Here is an 18299-nt window from a genome sequence, read left to right on the forward strand (position 1 = left end):
TTTCCCCCAGATGAACGATGCGATTTATGTCGAATTATGACAGCGCTTGTCAATTTGTGTCATCAGCGCCACAGTTTTGGCGCGACGCTTTCGATCAGCGTTCGCGCGTGGGCACGTCCGGCCAATAGCGAACATAATCGACAGTCATTCGCTGGGGGAAAATTGCATCGTCGATCCCCTCCTTGCCGCCCCAATCCCCACCGACCGCGACGTTGAGGATCATCTGATACGGGCGGGTGAAGGGCCAAGCCGCCGCACCGCCGGGCCGATCGTCGCGGACTTCCATATAGGCGCGATCGTCCGTGCCGATCCGGATGCGGTGCGGCAACCATTCCAGTTGGTAGCGATGATAAGCCGAGCACGCGGTGGCGACGCCGATCTCGGCGCCGCGCTGCGTTCCCTTCAGGTGGTTGAACGCGCCGCTGTGCACCGTGGCATGGACGACATTCGGCTGCCAGCCGACCATCTCCATCACATCGATCTCACCCTCATCAGGCCAGGTGCCGGTCGACGGGAGCAGCCAGATCGCCGGCCAGATCCCGCGTCCGCATGGCAGCTTTGCGCGGATCTCGTAGAAGCCGAAGCCCATCGCCTCCCGCGATACGAGCTTGGCCGAACTGTAGGCCTGCCCGCCCCAATCCTTGACGCCGGCCCGCGAGAGATTCTCGCGCCGCGCCTCGATGACGAGCGCACCCCGCTCGATCCGCGCGTTGGCGGCACGATGTCCGGCATAATATTGCTTTTCGTGATTGGGCCAGCCGGTCGGGTTGCGATCCACATCGAAGCGCCATTTCGCATCGTCGATGCCGCGCCTGTCGAACTCATCGGACCATGCGGCCCTGCCGATCGGCACCGCCATCGGAGCATCGACGCGATAGTTGGTCGCGCCCAGTGTCGCGGCCTGCAGCATCAGCAGCATCGAGGCGATCATCGCTTTTGTCCCTCCTCGACCGGATAGTGCCGCAGCGTCTGGCGATCCGCACCCGGTCGTGCCGCAGCACCGGTATCGTTCACGAGATGTGCGATCGTCCCCTTGCCTCCACCGAGCGAGATGGTCGTCACGCTGGCGAAGGTCACGTCCGGCCGCTGCGGCGCCTCGATCGCACTGCGCAGCACGATGCTCGGGTCGGCGGTGAAATTCGCATAGATGCCGAGACCGACCGCATCGTGCCGCCGCACCGTATCCGCGACCTTGTAGGCGGCCCAGCCGTCCGGATCGTCGGCCCGCCACGCGGATTGGCTCGGGGGATCGTAAGGCAGTTCGCACTGGAAGAAGTAGGTCGCGCCGCGATCCCCCGTCCACAGCACCTGATGCCGGCGAAAGTGCTCGACGAACAGGCCGTAGATGGTCACATCGTCGCCGTTGACCACCAGCCCCTGCTCGGCCGTGCTCTCGTCCCAGCCGACATGGACCTTTCCGTGCTGCCGATCGCCGTGATCGGCCCGCCAGATCCACAGATGATCGGCGATGGTGTGATCGCGATTGATTTCCAGCGCGGTGTCCACCTTGCTGACGGTCGCGCCGCCGATCCGGAAGAACAGATCCGCGAGCAGCACGGGATCGCGACCGTCGTCGCGCGCGCCACCGCGACGCCCGACCTGCAGCAGAACCGGCGAAAGCTCAGCGCCCGCATCGAACAGCAGCCCCGCCACCGTTACGCCGGGCACATCGCCGATCCGCATCAGTACGGTGCCGGTATCGGCCACCAGGGTCGCAAGCCCCAGCCCGAGAATGATCGTCCCCGGCCGATCGACCCGGATCGGCTCGGCAAAGCGGTGGATGCCCGGCGTGAAGAGGATGTGTCGCCCCCGCGCGATCGCCCCGTTGATCGCCGCGGCACTCGTACCGGGATGCGCAATCAGGAAGTGCGACAGCGGGATGGGTTCGCCCGCGGCGTCGCCGCCGGCCCAGCTCGTGCCGCGTGCATCGCGACGCTGGGCCGGCCGGAAGACCGACCACTGCCCGGCGTCATCGACGAACAGGAACGGCTTCTCCCTGATCCTAGGCGTGGTGGGAACGGTGGTATAGGGCGGATCGGGAAAGCTGGTCGCGGGCGCGCCATCCACGCCGACGAACATCATGTTCCAGTTGGAGCCTTGCCAGCCGCCGATCGAGCTGCCGCGCGTGAGCCACTGCTGCTGCGTGCCTGATCGGATCGTACCGCGAATGTGGCTGTCGGCAAGGAAGCCGCCGCTCGACCAGCCGCCGTCGTCGAGGACCAGATCGCCATCGAGATCGACCCGGCGATAGGGCGCGGCCTGCGACACCGCCCAGCGATCCATCCCATCCGGGGAACTGACCGCCAGATTTTCAACGCCGCGCCAGAAGTTGACCAGCGCCATGCCGTGGTTCCAGTCCGCCTCGGCATGGACATGGCCCGTGATCCGCACATCTCCGGGTCGCCTGCCCAAGCCGGCCACCTGGGTGTAGAAGCCGACATTGACGTCGAACGCATAGCGGCCGGGCTTGAACAGGATCGCGTGGCGCCCGTCACCGAACTGGGCCGCCTCCTGATCCCCGAAGATCGCGTCGATGCGCTGCTGCACAGCCTCGCGCGGCATCGATGGATCGATCAGCAGGACGTTGGGTCCGAAATCGGGGTCACCTGCCGTGCCTACCCGTTCCGCGAGCAGCGGTGACACGCCCGCCACCGCCGCCGCGCCGCCGATATGCCCGATGAAGCGGCGTCGGTTCATTCCGGAAGCCATCCCATCTCTCTCCTGGTTCGCCGGTCGTTCGCCGGCATTCGTGGGTCAGGGCATCTTCGTGCCGAGCGAGGCCTCCAGCACGCGATACCAGTCCGCCCGGTTCCAGCGCACCCGATACGCCTCGTTGGCGCGCGCGATGCGCGCTGCATCCTGCGTGCCGAGGATAGGGATCGGGCGGGCCGGGTGCGCCATCAGCCAGGCATACGCCGCGGCGGCGCGATCCACGCCCGCCGTCTCGGCCGCAGCATCGAGCAGCGCTGCGACCGCGCGATCGCGATCGCTCTCCGGCTTCATCAGTCGCCCACCACCGATCGGCGACCATGCGAGCACGGCCATGTTGCGCTCCATCGCCTGATCGAGCACGCCATCGAACATCGGAGCGACGTAGAGCGGTGACAGTTCGGGTTGCTGACTGACGATCGGCACCGGCAGAAACCGCGCCAGCGCCTGCACCTGCGCCGCGCTATGGTTCGAGACGCCGATCGCCCGGATCTTGCCCGCCTGCCGCGCATCGTCGAGCGCACGTGCCGCCTCCTCGGGATGGGTCAGCAGATCGGGGCGATGGATCTGATAGAGATCGACGTGGTCCACGCCCAACCGACGGAGTGAATCGTCGAGCGCCTGCCCCAGCCATGCCGCGCGGGAATCGTAAGGCACGCCCGGACGGATGCCGCCCTTGGTCGCGAGCACCATCCGGTCGCGAAGCTCGGGCGCCTCCCGCAACACACGCCCGAGCAACGTCTCCGACGCGCCGAAACCGTGATGCTCCCCATAGATGTCGGCGGTGTCAAGCAAAGTGATCCCGGCCGCCAGCGCAGCGTCGACGAGGCGCCGCGCGCCCGCGACGTCGTCCCCGTAGAAGCGCCACATTCCCCATGCGATCGAGCTGACCTCGATACCACTGTCCCCCAGCGGCCGGAATCGTGCGGGCGGCTCGATGAAATCGGACAAGGCATCCTCCACTGACAACGCTGTAATTATGCGTGGCTTGTACGACATCCGTGCGCGCTGCCAAGGGGCTGGCATCCGCGGCCGGCTGAAGGCATGGTTCGGGCGTGAAGACCCTTATCGATCCCGATCACGCGCTGGCCGACGGTCTCGCGACGCTCCGCACCGAATATCAGGTTCCGACGGATTTTCCGCCCGCCGTAGTCTCCGCCGCGAGCGATGCTGCGCAAAAACCGCTGACGGAACATGTCGATCGCAGGGCGGTGCCGTTCGTCACACTCGATCCCGCGTCATCCACCGATCTCGATCAGGCTCTCGCAATCGAGGCTGCGGGGAACGATCTGCTGCTCCACTACGCGATCGCGGACGTCGCCTGGTTCGTCGATGACGGCAGCGAACTCGACCAGGAAGCCTGGCGGCGCGGCGAGACCCTTTACCTGCCCGACGGCAAGGCAAGCCTCTATCCGAAGCTGCTGAGCGAGGGGGCGGCCAGCCTGCTCGCCAATGTCGATCGCCCGGCGGTGATCTTCACCGTCCGCGTCGCGCCGGATGGCACCGCGTTGTTGGACGGCGCCGAACGCGCGGTGATCCGCTCAACCGCGAAGCTCGCCTACGAAACGGTGCGGCCGGAGGATCTTCCACAGGGCTTTGGCGAACTCGCGCGTCGCATCTCGGCCGCCGAGGACGCGCGGGGAGCCGCCAGGGTCGATCCGCCCGAACAGGAGGTCGCGCCCGACGCGAACGGAACCCTGCGATTGACGTTCCGCCCCCGCCTGGCCGCCGAGGACCAGAATGCGGCGCTTTCGCTCGCCACCAACCTCGCCGTCGCGAAGCTGCTGCTGCAACACAGGACCGGGCTGTTCCGCGTGATGGCTCCGCCCGACGCGGCCTCCACCCAGCGCCTGCGCCATAGCGCCGCTGCCTTCGGCCTCGACTGGCCGCAGGACGAGACGCTCGACCAGTTCAGCCGGACTCTCGATGCCGGAGCCCCCAAGCAGGCGGCTTTCATGCTGGCCATTCGTCGTGCCGGGTCGGGCGCGTCCTACGCCCCCTATCGCGACGGCGTGACGCCCTGGCATGCGGCGATGGCCGCGACCTATGCGCAAGCGACCGCTCCGCTTCGCCGCCTCGCGGACCGTTATGTGGTTCGCGCCGCGCTGGCGGTGGCCAACGGCCAGCCGGTTCCGTCCGCCGTGCTGGACGCGTTCGAGAAACTGCCCGCCGTGATGGCGAAGGCGGATGCGCGTGCCGGCCAGATCGAGCGCGCGGTGATCGATCTCGCCGAGGCGGCGCTGCTCAACGGCCGCGAGAGCGAAACCTTCCCGGCGCGCGTGATCGATGCCGACGATCGCGGAGGCCGCGTCCAACTGTGCGACCTTCCCGTCGTCGCGCGCGTGGACGGTGCCGGCCTGGAGCCGGGCGCGTCCGTCACGCTTCGCCTGACGAGCGCCGATCTCGGGAAGCGGAGCGTGCGGTTCGCGCAGGCTTAATTCGACACTGCCGAATTGGTCGTGTAGCGGTCTTGCATGGGCAGGCGATCGGACCATAGCCGCGACGAGCTTCGACGGCTGATCATCGAGGAAGGCCATCGCCATATGGCGGAGGTGGGCTTCGCCCGCTTCTCCGCGCGCGAGGTCGCCAAGCGGATCGGCTATACGATCGGCACGCTCTACAATGTGTTCGGCAGCTACGATCGCATGGTGCTGGCGATCAACACCCGCACCTTCGCGCTGTGGGCGGAGCATCTGCGTAGACTGCTGGCGGAGACGCGGGAAGATCCGATCCGCACGTTGGTGGAGGCCTATTTCAGCTTCGCGCGGGACAACCGGAACGCCTGGATGGCGATCTATGACCACCGGCTCCCGCCCGACGTGCCGATGCCCGATGAGGAGGCCGCACAGCGCGGTGTGCTCACCGAGATCGTGACACGCGAGGTCGCCGCCGTGCTGCCGGAAGTGTCCGCCGAAACGGTGGCAGGCCTCGCCCGCTCGCTGATCGCCACGGTGCACGGCCATTGCCTGTTCGCGCTCAATGGCACCTTCGCGCTGATGGGCGAGGAGCATCCACTCGACATGGCGCTCGCCCGCGTCCGCGAGTCGATCGCGGCTGCGCAGGGCACTGCAGCGCCTACCGCCTGACGCCCACTCCTCCCCTGCGCTCGCCAAAGTCGGACATGCGCAGTTGAGGGCTTATCCTTTTCCCTTCCACGCTCTACAGGCCGATCCCGATTGATCGTCAGGGAGTCCGGCAATCGTGCAGCGTTTCATTCGGCCTGTTCTTGCTCTTGCCGGTTTTGTCGCCTCTTTCGGCGTGGCGACCGGCCCGGCCACAGCGCTGCAGATTGCGAGCGGTGAGAAGTATGTCGCGATGGGTAGTTCCTTCGCCGCCGGTCCGGGCGTCGGTCGCCGGGCGGAAGGCAGCCCGTCCCTTTGTGCGCGGTCGGCTGACAATTATGCGCACCTGATCGCCGAACGGCACCAGCTGCAGCTGATCGACGTGAGCTGCTCGGGTGCCACCACGCTCGATGTCCTCTACAAGCGCCAGTACGGCGTGCCGCCGCAGATCGAGGCGGTCGACGCCGCTACCCGGCTCGTGACGATCACGATCGGCGGCAACGACGTCAGCTACATGGCGAACGTCATTGCGTCCTCCTGCCTGACGCGCGGGGGCGCCGCAGCACGTTGTCGCCCGACCGCCGACGCCGATGTCGAGCGCGTGTTCACCGAGCTGGAGGCGCGGATGACGGCGGTGGTGGATGCCACGCGCGGCCGGGCACCCAATGCCATGATCGCCCTGGTCGACTATTTCACCATCGTGCCGGACCATGGCGGCTGCCCGAACCTCATGCCGCTGAGCGATGCGCAACTGCGGGGTGCCGCGATGGTGGCGAAGCGGCTGGCCGAAATCACCGCGCGCGTCGCCGAACAGCGCCACGTCCGGCTGGTCAAGCTGTCGGCCGCCTCGGCCGCGCACAATGTCTGCTCGCGCGATCCGTGGATCCTGGGCTTCGAGCCGCACAACAGCTCGCCCGATTTCCGCTTCCCGCCCTATCACCCCAATATCGCGGGCATGATCGGCGCGGCGGACACGATCGACCGAGCGCTGTTCCCGCCGCGCTGAGGGTCAGCGCGGCAGGCGATAGTCCAGCTTGGCGGAGCCGTTGGCGGGAAGCGTGAGGTTCCACGTCTGGATGCCGTCTATCCGCTCCAGCGGGGCACTGGTATCGACATAGGCCTGCTCGCCCGCCGTACCGATCGCAATCTCGATCCTGACCGGATAGGCATTGGCGTTGGTGACGCTGACATGCCGATCGCGCCCCTGCACCGTCTGATCGACGAGGATCTGGCGACTGATGCCGGCGGTCAACCGCGCTTTCTCGCCCTTGGCGGTATCGCCCATCGTACCGAGGCCGAGCAGGAGCTTCGTATCGCCGCGAGGCTGGTACAGCGCCGTCGTGCCCGCCGGCAGCGGGATGCCAAGACCGCTCTTCTCCTCGTTGCGCATCCTGAGCACCGCCGATGCCGCAGCGCCGCTTGCCGCGCTCCAACTGTAGAGATGGACCCGGTAGACCTTATCGAACGCGACGTGATGCTGGACCAGCAACGCCACCTGCTTCTGCCCGTTGGCCGAGACATCGACGGCCTCGGGCACCCGGTAGAGTTTCAGGTCGCCCAGATCCTCTGGCGGAGGGGGAGGTGGCGGCGGCGGCGGTGGAGCTGCCGGTGCGACCAGCCCCGCCCGCGCGAAGCGACGCGCTCCAGTCACCACGATGTCATAGGCCTCCGCCACTTTCGGAGCGCGGCTATAAGGCTCGATCACCGGCAGATCGGACGTGGTGGTGCCGAGCGGATAGCAATGCAGTTCGAGCCTTGCTGCCCGCGCCGCGATCTCGCGAATATTCTGGCGCTCGATCCGCCCGGCAACCGCCTGCACATTCGCATCCGGAAAAGCCTGCGCGTTGGAATTGGCGAGCGTGAGCCATGCGAACAGGTCGAGCGAACCGCCGCCCGGCACGACATTCGCGACATAGCTCGCGCTCCAGTCGAAACCGCTCGCCAGGTAGGACAGGCTGACGGTCGCATCCATCGCCTGGGGGCTGTGGGTCAGCACGCTCAACACCGGTTTCGCGGACAGCCCCTGCGGAACGCCGTCATAGCGGGGACTTTCTCCTAGCCCCGAGCAGCCCAGCGTCTCGATCCCGCTCTCGGTGCGCAGCACCACCCCGTGCGCCGGGCCGGCGACGATCGTGGCGCGCTCCTCGCTGACCTTGCCGGTCTTGCGATCGGTGCGACGCAGCGTCACCTCCCGACCAAGCGTGCCGTCGATCAGCGCTGCCGGGGATAGCAGCCGCGCATCCCGGTTCTTCTCGATCGTGCCGCCAGGCAGGCCCGTGACGATCGCACTCGCCGGTATGATCCCGTCCGCCACACCCTCGAACCGCAGCACCGCATCGCCGGCCGGCACATGGATGCGGCGCGTCTCCGTTACCAGCGCAAACCCGCCGAGCCAGCGCAGATCCATCGCCTGCTGCCGGCCGCGCGAGGGATCGCGGTATATGGTCAGCGAAACATGCTCCGGCCCCGGCGACGCCGCCGTCGGGGCAGGCGGAACGGCCGCGGCGAGAAGCACCGCAAGGCCGAACATCAGAAGCGCGTTTCAAATGTCGCGGTGACGGTGGTCGTTCCGTTGGCCGGCACCGGCACCTGCCACACGGAGGTGCTGGCGTCGCGCCGCTCGCTCTTCAGGCTCTCGGCGGTGATGCGGGTATCGTTCCACCACCAGGGCACGCCGTCCTGCACCAACTCCACCGTCACCGGGCGATCCTTGGCGTTTGTGACAGTGTAGCGCATCGCGGTGCGCCAGCGGTCGGAGGAGAGCCGCGTCCGCTCGATCACGGCGGGCTGCACCTTCACGTCGAAGGCATCGCCGGTGCGGATCACAAGGTCCGATCCCTGCGGTGTATGATCGATCCGGTTCTCGCCGATGAACTGCGGCTGACCACGCGCGTCGCGCATGTAGACGCGCACCGTTCCGGCCGGCAGCGCGTCGCCGAGGCCGCCCTTCTCGGCGTTGGAGAATTTGAGCACGCTGGATGCGCTTTCCGGCTGCTCGGCACTGTCGTTCCACTGTGCGTGATAGACGTAGCCGCTGGTCGCCGGCGCGCCCTTCACGTCGAGGAAGCTCACCTGCTTCGTCTGCTTGTCGGCGATGGTGGTGCGTTCGGGCAGCGGATAGAGGTAGAAATCGCCCAGTTGCTCGCGTGCCGCCGTCTCCGTGCCGGCCCGCCGCAGTGGCGGCACCGCAGGGCGCGGCCGATAGAGGTTCGGGTTGGCATTGTCGTCCCCGGACCCGACCTCGCCCGCCACCAGCAATGTCTTGGCGTTGTAGAACGAGGTGCCGCTGGTGTTGCGTAGCGTCACCCAGCCCTGAACGTCGATCGTGCCGGCCTTCTCGTCGAACAGCGCGACGTAATCGGCACTCCACCCCAGTCCGCCGGAAAGATAGGATAAAGTCACCGGCCGGGCACCGGCGCGCTTGCTGTCGAGGCTGACCGACAGCGTCGGCCGCGCGCGCAGGCTGTCCGGCACCTTGTCGAAGATCGCGCGGACCGGCAGGCCGTCGTCGCGCAGCACCTCGATCTTGTCGCCGACCTGCAGCACCACACCGCCGTTGACCGCGAGCACCTTGGCCCGTTCGCGTGTCTCGGCCCCGGTGCCGGGATTGGTGCGGACGAGCGTGATCGTCTCGCCGACCGCCTTCTGCATGAGGCTGGAGGGGCTGAGCAGATCGTAATCGAAATTCTGCTCGATCACCGTTGCGTCCGGCGCGGCGAGGCCGACCGTCTCGGGCCGGATCGCGGCAGACACATCGGCGAAGGCCTGCCGCGTCCGGCCGGAGGGCAGGTCGAGCCGCCGTACATCCTGCACCAGCGCGAGGTCGTTGGAATAGATGGTGACGGAGAGGTCGCCCTGCGCGGTGCCGCCCGCACCCGGCGGGGTCTGCGGCGCGGGCTGCCCCCATGCGATCGAGGGAAGCAGGACCAATCCGGCCAAAACCGCTGCACGCATACGCCTCTCCCTGTCTTTGGAAGATCATGACTCAATTCGATGACGAAACAAGGTGCGCCACCGAAACGATGGTCATTTCCTTTTAAGAGTCCGGAGATTAGGATGGTTTCCGTTGCCGCGAAGGAGGCGGACGTGAAACCGGTCGCAGCGCTGCCCCTCACCCACAGCTGGCCGCTCTTCGAGTGCGCGCAGCAGTTCGAGCTGGGCACGACCTTCGATGCCGGGATGGTGGCCGAACTACCCATCTCCTGCGCCATCGGGCGTTGGGAATGTGATCTGCGCGACAATCGGCTCACCTGGTCGTCCGCCGTCTACGATCTGTTCGGCCTGCCGGAACACGCGCCGCTCGTGCGCAGCGAAACCCTGCCGATCTACGCGGAGGAATCGCGCGCCGTGATGGAGCGGCTGCGCGCCTATGCGATCCGTCACCGGCGCGGCTTTACGTTGGATGCGGAGCTTCGGCCCGCCAATGGCGGTACGCGCTGGATGCGGCTGATCGCCGCGCCGATCGTCGAGGACGGACGCGTCGTTCGAATCCACGGCATCAAGCGGGACATCTCCCACCAATATCCCTGATGCCCAGCGCCATTGCGCCACGCCCGCTTTTCGTCTTGAATATCGTATAATCGGTTCAGGACAGGGCAGACGATGATCAAGGGACTGTTGCTTTTCGCCGCCGCGCTCACGGCTCCGGCCGCGGCCTTCGCGGCACCCACGCTGGACGTTCCCGCCGCCAAGGCGAAGATCGACGCCAGCCTCGCCAAGACCTATCCGGACCTCGAAACGCTCTACAAGGATCTCCATACCCATCCGGAGCTGGCCTTCCACGAAACCCGCACCGCCACACTGCTCGCCGCCCGGATGCGCAAGCTCGGCTTCACCGTGACCGAGCATGTCGGCAAGACGGGCCTCGTCGCGCTCTACAAGAATGGCACCGGCCCCACCGTGCTGGTCCGCACCGAGCTGGACGCGCTGCCGGTCGAGGAGAAGACCGGTCTGCCTTATGCGAGCACGGTCAAGACGATCGGCGAGGATGGCAAGGAAACCTTCGTCGATCACGCCTGCGGGCATGACAGTCACATGGCCTGGTGGATCGGCACCGCCGAAGCGCTGCTCGCGATGAAGGACCAGTGGCACGGCACGCTGATGTTCATCGCCCAGCCCGCCGAGGAGATCGTCGCGGGCGCCAAGGCGATGCTGGCGGACGGCCTCTATTCCAAGTTCCCGAAGCCCGATTACGGCTTCGCCGCGCATGTCGATCCCAGCCCGATCGGTACGGTTGCGGTGAAGCAGGGCGTCGTAACCTCCGCGTCCGATACGATCCTGATCACCTTCAAAGGGGTCGGCGCGCACGGATCGATGCCAGACAAGAGCATCGATCCGATCATCGAGGGCGCGCATTTCGTCGATGACGTGCAGACTGTGATCAGTCGCCAGAAGGATCCGCAGAAGTTCGGTGTGGTGACGGTCGGTTCCTTCCATGCCGGCACGGTCGCCAACATCATCTCGGACCATGCGGACCTGCAGCTGACCCTGCGCTCCTACGATCCGGACGTGCGGAAGGTGCTGAACGACGGCGTGGTGACGACCGCCAACGCCGTGGCGATGATGGCGCACGCTCCCGCCCCGGACATCAGGCACCCGTTTGCGGCGGACCCGGTGTTGAACGACAGCGCGCTGGCCGCCAACACCGCCGCGATCCTCAAGACCGCACTGGGCGATGCCAATGTCGATCTCGTGCCGGAAACCAAGCCCGGCTGGACGGCGAGCGAGGATTATTCGGAACTGGTTAACGCCGGAATGCCGCACTCGGTCTATTTCAGCATCGGCGGCTACGCGCCCGAGACGATCGCGAAATACAAGGCCGAGGGAAAGCCCTTGCCGGTGAACCACTCGCCCTTCTTCGCGCCCGTGCCCGAGCCTACGATCCGGACAGGCGTCGAAACCCTCGCGCTGGCCGTTCTCAGCGTCGCGGGGGGCAAGTGAGCATGATCCTCGCACTCGCGATGGCCCTGCAGGCCTCAACCCCCGCCGTCTCCGCGCCATCCAAAGCCGTCGCAGCCGAAGTCTCGAAATGGCCGACGCATGAGGCCGACTATGTCGTCCACAATTTCCGTTTCCGCTCAGGCGAGACGATGCCGGACGTGCGGATCCACTACACCACGCTCGGCCAGCCGCACCGCAACGCGAAGGGCGAGATCGACAATGCGGTGATGGTGCTCCACGGTACCGGCGGCAGCGGGCACCAGTTCCTCTCGCCGCAATTCGCCGACCAGCTCTATGGGCCGGGCCAACCGCTCGACATCCGCAAATATTGGGTGATCCTGCCGGACAATATCGGCCATGGGAAATCGTCCAAGCCCTCTGACGGGCTGCGGATGAAGTTCCCGCGCTACGATTACGCAGACATGGTGGAACTGCAGCATCATCTGCTCGCCGACGGCCTCGGCATCATCCATGCCCGTCTGATCATGGGCACCTCGATGGGCTGCATGCACGCCTTCGTATGGGGCGAGACCTATCCGGATTACGCCCGCGCGCTGATGCCGCTCGCCTGCGAACCAATCGAGCTGGCCGGCCTCAATCGCATGTGGCGGCAGATGATCGTCGACGGGATCGAGGCCGATCCGGCCTGGGACGGCGGCAATTACAAGGCGCAGCCACAGGAAGGATTGCGGCTGGCGGAATCGATCCTCGTCATCGCCGGATCGGCCCCGCTCAATTGGCAGAAGCTCTATCCGAAGCGCGAGCAGGCGGTGGGCTTCGTACGCGACCGGATCAGCAAGGGCATCGCAAGCCTCGACGCGAACGATCTGATCTATCAGGTGGATGCCTCACGCACCTACGATCCCTGGCCCGATCTCGAAAAGATCACCGCGCCGATGATGTGGCTCAATTCGGCCGACGACTTCATCAACCCGCGCAACTTCCCCTATCCGCAAGAGGCGGTGAAGCGGATGCCCAACGCGCGCTTCCGCCTGATCCCCGAGACCGACGACACGCACGGCCACGGCACCCACACCTGGGCCGTCAACTGGAAGGCCGATCTCGCGGATCTGCTCAAGCGGACGGAATGAGGCTCACGGCGCCGGGGCGTGCGCCTCGTAGCTGGAGACATGGTTCATCGCGATCACCCAGCGCCCGCCTACCTTGCGGAACAGGCGGGTGTTGATCCCCTCCTGCGGGTGATCGGGGCGTTCGAGATGATAATGGCCGACCAGCATGGCCGCGTCCGGCGCCAGCACATCGATCTTCATGTCGTAGAAATGGAGCGTGCCGCGCCGTTCCGGCGCCCCGCCATAATCGCGGACATAATGATCGAGCGTTCCCTGCCAGTCGGCCTGCATCTTGCCGCCCGACACGAACACCACGCCGGGGTTTTGGAAGCCCACCATATAGCCCCTGAAATCACCCCGGTTCCACGCCGCCTCCATGTCGGACACGGTGTGGAGGATGGCGGCCCTGATCGGCTCCGGATCGGGCACGCGCGCAGCGAGCGGCGTGGCCGCCAATGCCACGGACAGGATGGCGGCAACATATTTCACGGGCGGTTCTCCGTATCCTGGGGGCGCATCAGGCCGATCGATGCCAGTATCATACCGGCCAACGGCAGACAGACCACGACCCATTCCATCTTTCCGCCCGGCATCACGGCACGCTCTCCCACGAGGCCGGTCAGCGCCATCATCCAGCCGAGCAACGCGGCCGCCATGCCGTCGGCGATCCGCTGCAACAGTTCGGCAATCGCATAGAGCAGCGCGTCCATGCCCTGCCCCGCCTCACGGCCCACCCGCTCGACCTCGGCCGGCAGCAACGACCAGAAGCCGAAGAACAGCCCGGACGCGCCGATCTGAAACAGGATGAACGACACGCGCGACAGGGCCGGATGTGACGGCAAAGCGATCATCGCGATCGCACCCAGCAGGCAGCTGGCACCCCATTGCGCCCGGTGACCGAACCGCGCGGCGCAAGCCATCCAGACCGGCACGGACACCACCCCCGCCACCCCCATCAGTGAGAGCGTCGCGGCCGTCGCGCGATCGTCGTGCACCACGTAGTGGAAGAAGAAGGGCACAGCGCGGGAGAGTGCCGACATCGCAGCCACGCATCCGCATATGCCGAGGTTGAGCCGCAGGAAACGGCCATCTCGCACCAGCAGAGCCAGCGCGCGGCCGAGGCCATGCAATCCCGCTCCGCACCGGATCGACGGCGAATTCGTGCCGGCCGTGCTCACCAGCAGCAACAGGGGCGTCGCGATCAGCCCGACGATCAGCGCGATGGCCGCATATCCGAAACCGCTCGCCCACTCGACCGCGTGCCGGGTGCCCAGCGCGACCGCACCCGCCGCCGCCGCCCCGAACAGCATGCGCAGGCCCGCAATCCGCGATCGATCGGCCTGGACGCGGGAAACCCGCACGGTGAGCGCGGCATAGGGAATACTCACCGCCGCATAGAGCGTGCGGAACAGGATCTGCGCCACCAGCGCGAACCAGACCATCGCCGTTCCGGCCAGTGGCATTGGCCAGTAGAGCAGCAGAAATGCAACCGCGAGCGGAAGCGCCGCAATCCGCATGAGGAGACGTTTGTCGGTGCGATCAGCCGCCAGCCCCACCAGCAGACCGACCGCGCCATCCCACAGGGACGCCGCCAGCGTGATCGCCCCTGCCGTCGCGACCGGCACGCCGAGCACAGTGGTTGTGAAGAAGAGCAGATAGAAGCTCTGGCTTTGCCAGTAGAGATTGCAGGCGAAATCGCCGCTCGCGAACAGGATGCTGCGCGGCCAGCCGATCCGCGATGCCGCCGATGCGGTCACCTCAGCCGATCTGGACGAACAGGTTGGCAGTCAGCCGTCCAATAAGCGGGTCGGCGCTGAATTCCACATCCGGCGCGATGATCCCCGAATGAAGCAGCGCGCCGCGATAGATGACGAGCCGATCCGCCACGCCCTCGACCATGCCGATCTGCTCGTAATGATCATCCGACGCGCGGATATAACCTTGGGCAGCCTCTGCCGCTGGCCGGGCCGCCGCGACGAAGGCCTCGACATTGTCCTTGCCGACGATCTCGATACCCGTGGCTCGCTGGCGGTAGAAGGCCGTCCCCGGCGTGCCCGACAGGTAATGAAGCAACGCGAGATAGCCCGGATCGAGGGAATCGAAATGCGGCGCACGCTGCGCGGGTGACAGCGCCGACGGCTGCGCCGTCACCATCGAGAAGCTCGCCTCCAGCACATCGAAACGCGCCGCGTCGAAGCCGCCACCGATGAACGGCGAAGCCTGGCGCAGCACATGTTCGACATAAGCGAGCGCTGGCCGATCCGACACCTCGATGATCCGGCGGAGACCCGGATAGTAATTGCCCCGGCTCGCCGGAAAAGGCGCCATCGCCGCCGCGATCGCGCGGATCTCCGGCAGGCGGCCGGTGAAGCCGTCCACCACGACCACCGGATGCCGGCCTTCTCCCACGTGGTGCAACTCGGGCTTCATGCGAAGGCTCATGCCATCCCGCGCCGACATCGCCAAGAAGGGGCGCGGCGAAAGCCGGCGCCCCTCCCCGTCGATCACGTCAGAAGCTGTATTTCAGGCCGACCTGGAAGCTGCGCGCCGGCGGATTGCCGGTGAAGCTGTTCTCGACGCGCGGCGCGGGCGTACCCGAACCGGCGCCCCATGCCGAATAATCGCGGTTCAGCGTGTCGAACACATTGAACACCTCCGCATCGACGGTCAGCTCATGCCCCCAAGGAGTCTTGAACTGCTTCTCCAGCCTCAGGTCGAGATCCTTGTAGGCGAAGGGGTTTTTCGGCCAGTAGACGCCGCCCAGATTGACGATGCAGCACGCGTTTTCCGGGGGATTGGCGGGGAATTTCACCGATCCGAAGGACGGGCCGCTGGCAAACGTGCCGGTCGCCGAGAACTTGATGTCCCAAGGCAGGCGCACGATGCCGGTGGCCACGATGCGATACTTGTCGATGCCGGCGACATTCTGCCAGCCGAACTGGGTCATGTTCGGGCCGGAGAAGAACTCGTCCGCCCCCTGCTCCAGCGCCGCGTTCGATTTGGCGTCGGACAAGGTACCGGACAGCGTGAAACCCCAGCCGTCCTGCTCGCTATAATCCTTGTTCAGCGTCAGGTAGATCGCGTCGTAATGCGCCTTTCCGGCGAACGAGCCGATGTTCAGCTTGCCGTTGAAGCCGGGAAGCTGGCCCGCAGCCGGGAAGCTGTCCTCGACCCAGCCGTCGCCCTGCGAGGTGTAGGTGCCGTCCGGCAGGCGATTGCCGCGTACATACGCGAAGATATGGCGGGATTCATTGTGCGCGAAGGTGATCGCCGCCTGAATCTTGCCGAAGCGCTTGCGGATGCCGAAATCGTACTGATCCGTGTAGGGAACCTTGGTCTTGTTCGGCAGCAGCCAGACATTGCCACCCTGATGACAGGAGGCCGCGAGCGCGCGGAGGTTTTCGACGTCGTAATAAGAAGAGTTGAACTGCGGCACCTGCACGGTGCCGTTGTTGCATGTTCCGCCGAACACGATCGTCGTATCGGAGCGCACGCTATCCGTCAGCGTCTCGATCTGGCCGGTGGTGAAGAGATTGCGATCGTAATAACGGCCGGCGCCTGCGAAGATCACGATGTCGCGATCCCCGTTCCAATCGTACGAGATACCGAGACGTGGCTGGAAGGCCTTCAGATAGGGTTTCCTGTTATGGCCGTTGGAAATGTAATCGGCCGGATTGATCCCTGCCGCCTTCCAGCCCTGATAATTGTTCAACGCCGTCACAATGTTCGCCGGGGTGACGAAATTGTAGTTGAACATGTTGGACTCATAGTCCCACCGCAGACCGTAATTGATCGTCAGGTGATCGTTGACCGTCCAGTCGTCTTGGATGAACACGCCGAGCTGATCATCCTTGGCGCTGGCGGCCTTGGGTGGATTGACCGAGACGGTCGCGCCGATCGGCTCGCAGCTCGGCGTGCTGGTGCAGGTCGGATCCTGATAATCGGCTGCGTTGAAGTAATAGGCGCCGTTCGTATACCAGTCTTCCTCGCGCTTGAACTTGGCGTGGTTGAACTTGAAACCCGCCTTGATGACGTGCCCGTTGCCGAAGAAGGTGATGTTGTCCTTGAACGTCAGGAAATTCTGGCGGCTGTCCTGCTGGAAGCTGTTGGCGCCCGTCTGGGCGACCGTGCTGCCGACGCTGTCTCCGGCTGTGCCGCCGGTCGTCAGGTTGATTTCCGGACCTTGGGTGAGGTTCGGCGTGCCGGTCCGCTGCTTCTGATAGGCGACGCTGAACTCGTTCAGCCAGTGATCGCCGCGGTGCGAATATTGCAGCAGATACTGCCGCGTCGCGACCGCGAGATCATGGCCGTGAGACTGGGTGGAGGTGCCGCCATAATCGGTGTGATCCGATTCCGTACGGTCGAACACGCTGAAATTGAACGTGTCCTTGTCGCTGGCGAACAGGGTCAGCTTGCCGAACCAGAGATCCTGCTTGAACGGATCGGCGAAGGTGCCCGCCGCGTCGAGGATCGAGGCCGGCACGCCGCTGCCGTTGGCGAACTGGATGTTCTTGGGCGGATTGTTCTGCTGCGTGCCCTCATAGGCGACGAAGAAGTGCAGCACATCCTTGATGATCGGGCCGCCGAGATCGGCGCCATATTGCCAGCGCTTGTAGTCTGGCTTCGGGATCGATCCGTCCGGATTGTTCGGCCCGCCGGCTCGGCTCAGCTTGTCGCGGCCGTAGAAGCTCTTCGGCATGAACTCGCCGAAGGCATCGCCATGGAAGGAGGTGCCGCCCGTCTTGGTGACGGCGTTGATGATCGCGGAGCCAGCCTGATCATATTCGGCCTTGAAGTTCTGGGTATCGACCTTGAACTCCTGCACCGCAGACTGCGGGAAGGGATTGCCCTGCGAGAAGGACTGGCCGGCGACGCCGCCATGGCCGTTCTGGTTCTTGAAGCTCTCGCCATCGATATAGACGTTGACGTTGTCGGACGAGACACCCCCGGCCTGGACCTGCTTGCTCGACGGATTGGTCGAGACGGCGACGCCCGGCGCCAGCGCGGCGAAGTTCAGGAAGTTGCGATCGTTCTGCGGCAGCGTGTTGATCTGCAGCTGGCTGACGTTGGTCGCGACTTCCGCGGTGCGCACCTCGTTGCGGGCACGAACGCCCTTGACGACGATTTCGCTGCCCTTGGCGCCGGCCTCGCCCGACGGGCTGCCGAGATTGATGTCGAGCGTCGCGGTCTGGCCGACCGGCAACGTGATGTCCTGCGGCGCGCCGTTTTCCAGCTGCACGTGGTAGGTACTCGGCCGCATACCCACGAAGATGTAATTGCCGGCAGCGTTGATCGTGGAGGTGATGCGCTGGCCGGTCACGGCGTCGGTCGCGATCACCTTCGTTCCGGCGGGAGCGCCGGTGACGTGGCCCTGGATGGTGCCGGTATCGTTGGCGGCGTAGGCGGGCCGGGCCACCACCAGCGCCGTGCACAGCGCGACCCCGGAAATGCTGCGCGCAAAACCGGTGCGACGATCCTTCAACCTCATGCGATCTCCCCTCTGTCCCCGGCCTTCTCG

The 18299-nt window shown here is 65.8% G+C and carries 15 protein-coding genes; 6 read left to right on the plus strand and 9 right to left on the minus strand.

Annotated features, from left to right (window positions below; genetic code table 11):
* Window positions 1-94: 94 nt before the first annotated feature.
* The 3 genes from QGN17_RS06525 to QGN17_RS06535 are packed head-to-tail and all read right to left on the minus strand — an operon-like array spanning window position 95 to window position 3660.
* The gene (locus QGN17_RS06525; protein WP_281043690.1) at window positions 95-931 is read right to left on the minus strand and encodes a glycoside hydrolase family 16 protein; all 837 of its coding nucleotides are present in this window, start codon (window positions 929-931) and stop codon (window positions 95-97) included.
* Window positions 928-2697 (minus strand): adenylyl cyclase, encoded by a 1770-nt coding sequence (locus QGN17_RS06530; RefSeq protein WP_281043691.1) that lies wholly within the window; start codon window positions 2695-2697, stop codon window positions 928-930. Before QGN17_RS06530 ends, QGN17_RS06525 begins: the two co-directional genes overlap by 4 nt.
* A 57-nt stretch (window positions 2698-2754) precedes the next feature.
* Window positions 2755-3660 carry an aldo/keto reductase gene (locus tag QGN17_RS06535; protein ID WP_390902637.1) on the minus strand — a complete coding sequence of 302 codons (906 nt, stop codon included), beginning with the start codon at window positions 3658-3660 and terminating at the stop codon, window positions 2755-2757.
* A 104-nt stretch (window positions 3661-3764) separates the two neighbouring features.
* Here QGN17_RS06535 and QGN17_RS06540 point away from each other — a divergent pair, with 104 nt between their 5' ends.
* The 3 genes from QGN17_RS06540 to QGN17_RS06550 all read left to right on the plus strand — a co-directional run bounded on the left by QGN17_RS06540 (window position 3765) and on the right by QGN17_RS06550 (window position 6777).
* Window positions 3765-5147 (plus strand): RNB domain-containing ribonuclease, encoded by a 1383-nt coding sequence (locus QGN17_RS06540; RefSeq protein ID WP_281043692.1) that lies wholly within the window; start codon window positions 3765-3767, stop codon window positions 5145-5147.
* A 36-nt stretch (window positions 5148-5183) separates the two neighbouring features.
* Complete coding sequence (locus QGN17_RS06545) at window positions 5184-5795, plus strand: TetR/AcrR family transcriptional regulator (protein ID WP_281043693.1); 612 nt, start codon at window positions 5184-5186, stop codon at window positions 5793-5795.
* A gap of 115 nt (window positions 5796-5910) precedes the next feature.
* The gene (locus tag QGN17_RS06550; RefSeq protein WP_281043694.1) at window positions 5911-6777 is read left to right on the plus strand and encodes an SGNH/GDSL hydrolase family protein; all 867 of its coding nucleotides are present in this window, start codon (window positions 5911-5913) and stop codon (window positions 6775-6777) included.
* Window positions 6778-6780: 3 nt separating this feature from the next.
* Here QGN17_RS06550 and QGN17_RS06555 read toward each other — a convergent pair whose 3' ends face one another.
* Window positions 6781-8301 carry a DUF4139 domain-containing protein gene (locus QGN17_RS06555; protein WP_281043695.1) on the minus strand — a complete coding sequence of 507 codons (1521 nt, stop codon included), beginning with the start codon at window positions 8299-8301 and terminating at the stop codon, window positions 6781-6783.
* Window positions 8301-9725 carry a DUF4139 domain-containing protein gene (locus QGN17_RS06560; protein WP_281043696.1) on the minus strand — a complete coding sequence of 475 codons (1425 nt, stop codon included), beginning with the start codon at window positions 9723-9725 and terminating at the stop codon, window positions 8301-8303. The genes QGN17_RS06555 and QGN17_RS06560 overlap by 1 nt, the downstream gene beginning before the upstream one ends.
* A gap of 102 nt (window positions 9726-9827) precedes the next feature.
* On the opposite strand from QGN17_RS06560, the gene QGN17_RS06565 reads away from it, so the two are divergent.
* From QGN17_RS06565 to QGN17_RS06575, 3 genes are all read left to right on the plus strand, one after another.
* Window positions 9828-10301, plus strand: coding sequence for a PAS domain-containing protein (locus QGN17_RS06565; protein ID WP_281043697.1), 474 nt, complete (start codon window positions 9828-9830; stop codon window positions 10299-10301).
* A gap of 72 nt (window positions 10302-10373) precedes the next feature.
* Window positions 10374-11711, plus strand: coding sequence for an amidohydrolase (locus tag QGN17_RS06570; RefSeq protein ID WP_281043698.1), 1338 nt, complete (start codon window positions 10374-10376; stop codon window positions 11709-11711).
* Between the two features lie 2 nt (window positions 11712-11713).
* Complete coding sequence (locus QGN17_RS06575; RefSeq protein WP_281043699.1) at window positions 11714-12802, plus strand: alpha/beta fold hydrolase; 1089 nt, start codon at window positions 11714-11716, stop codon at window positions 12800-12802.
* A gap of 3 nt (window positions 12803-12805) precedes the next feature.
* Here QGN17_RS06575 and QGN17_RS06580 read toward each other — a convergent pair whose 3' ends face one another.
* From QGN17_RS06580 to QGN17_RS06595, 4 genes are all read right to left on the minus strand, one after another.
* Window positions 12806-13270, minus strand: coding sequence for a YybH family protein (locus QGN17_RS06580; protein WP_390902638.1), 465 nt, complete (start codon window positions 13268-13270; stop codon window positions 12806-12808).
* Window positions 13267-14538, minus strand: a complete 1272-nt coding sequence (locus QGN17_RS06585) for an MFS transporter (RefSeq protein ID WP_281043700.1) — start codon at window positions 14536-14538, stop codon at window positions 13267-13269. Before QGN17_RS06585 ends, QGN17_RS06580 begins: the two co-directional genes overlap by 4 nt.
* 1 nt (window position 14539) lies before the next feature.
* Window positions 14540-15211, minus strand: coding sequence for a DUF6445 family protein (locus QGN17_RS06590; protein ID WP_281043701.1), 672 nt, complete (start codon window positions 15209-15211; stop codon window positions 14540-14542).
* Window positions 15212-15290: 79 nt separating this feature from the next.
* Window positions 15291-18269 (minus strand): TonB-dependent receptor, encoded by a 2979-nt coding sequence (locus QGN17_RS06595; RefSeq protein ID WP_281043702.1) that lies wholly within the window; start codon window positions 18267-18269, stop codon window positions 15291-15293.
* Window positions 18270-18299: the final 30 nt, after the last annotated feature.

Source organism: Sphingomonas oryzagri (assembly GCF_029906645.1).
Lineage (GTDB): Bacteria > Pseudomonadota > Alphaproteobacteria > Sphingomonadales > Sphingomonadaceae > Solisphingomonas > Solisphingomonas oryzagri.

Coding starts and splice junctions, on each gene's coding strand:
- QGN17_RS06525 (WP_281043690.1), bottom strand. CDS start 931: ATGATCGCCTCGATGCTGCTGATGCTGCAGGCCGCGACACTGGGCGCG.
- QGN17_RS06530 (WP_281043691.1), bottom strand. CDS start 2,697: ATGAACCGACGCCGCTTCATCGGGCATATCGGCGGCGCGGCGGCGGTG.
- QGN17_RS06545 (WP_281043693.1), top strand. CDS start 5,184: ATGGGCAGGCGATCGGACCATAGCCGCGACGAGCTTCGACGGCTGATC.
- QGN17_RS06555 (WP_281043695.1), bottom strand. CDS start 8,301: ATGTTCGGCCTTGCGGTGCTTCTCGCCGCGGCCGTTCCGCCTGCCCCG.
- QGN17_RS06560 (WP_281043696.1), bottom strand. CDS start 9,725: ATGCGTGCAGCGGTTTTGGCCGGATTGGTCCTGCTTCCCTCGATCGCA.
- QGN17_RS06565 (WP_281043697.1), top strand. CDS start 9,828: ATGGTTTCCGTTGCCGCGAAGGAGGCGGACGTGAAACCGGTCGCAGCG.
- QGN17_RS06570 (WP_281043698.1), top strand. CDS start 10,374: ATGATCAAGGGACTGTTGCTTTTCGCCGCCGCGCTCACGGCTCCGGCC.
- QGN17_RS06575 (WP_281043699.1), top strand. CDS start 11,714: ATGATCCTCGCACTCGCGATGGCCCTGCAGGCCTCAACCCCCGCCGTC.
- QGN17_RS06590 (WP_281043701.1), bottom strand. CDS start 15,211: ATGAAGCCCGAGTTGCACCACGTGGGAGAAGGCCGGCATCCGGTGGTC.
- QGN17_RS06595 (WP_281043702.1), bottom strand. CDS start 18,269: ATGAGGTTGAAGGATCGTCGCACCGGTTTTGCGCGCAGCATTTCCGGG.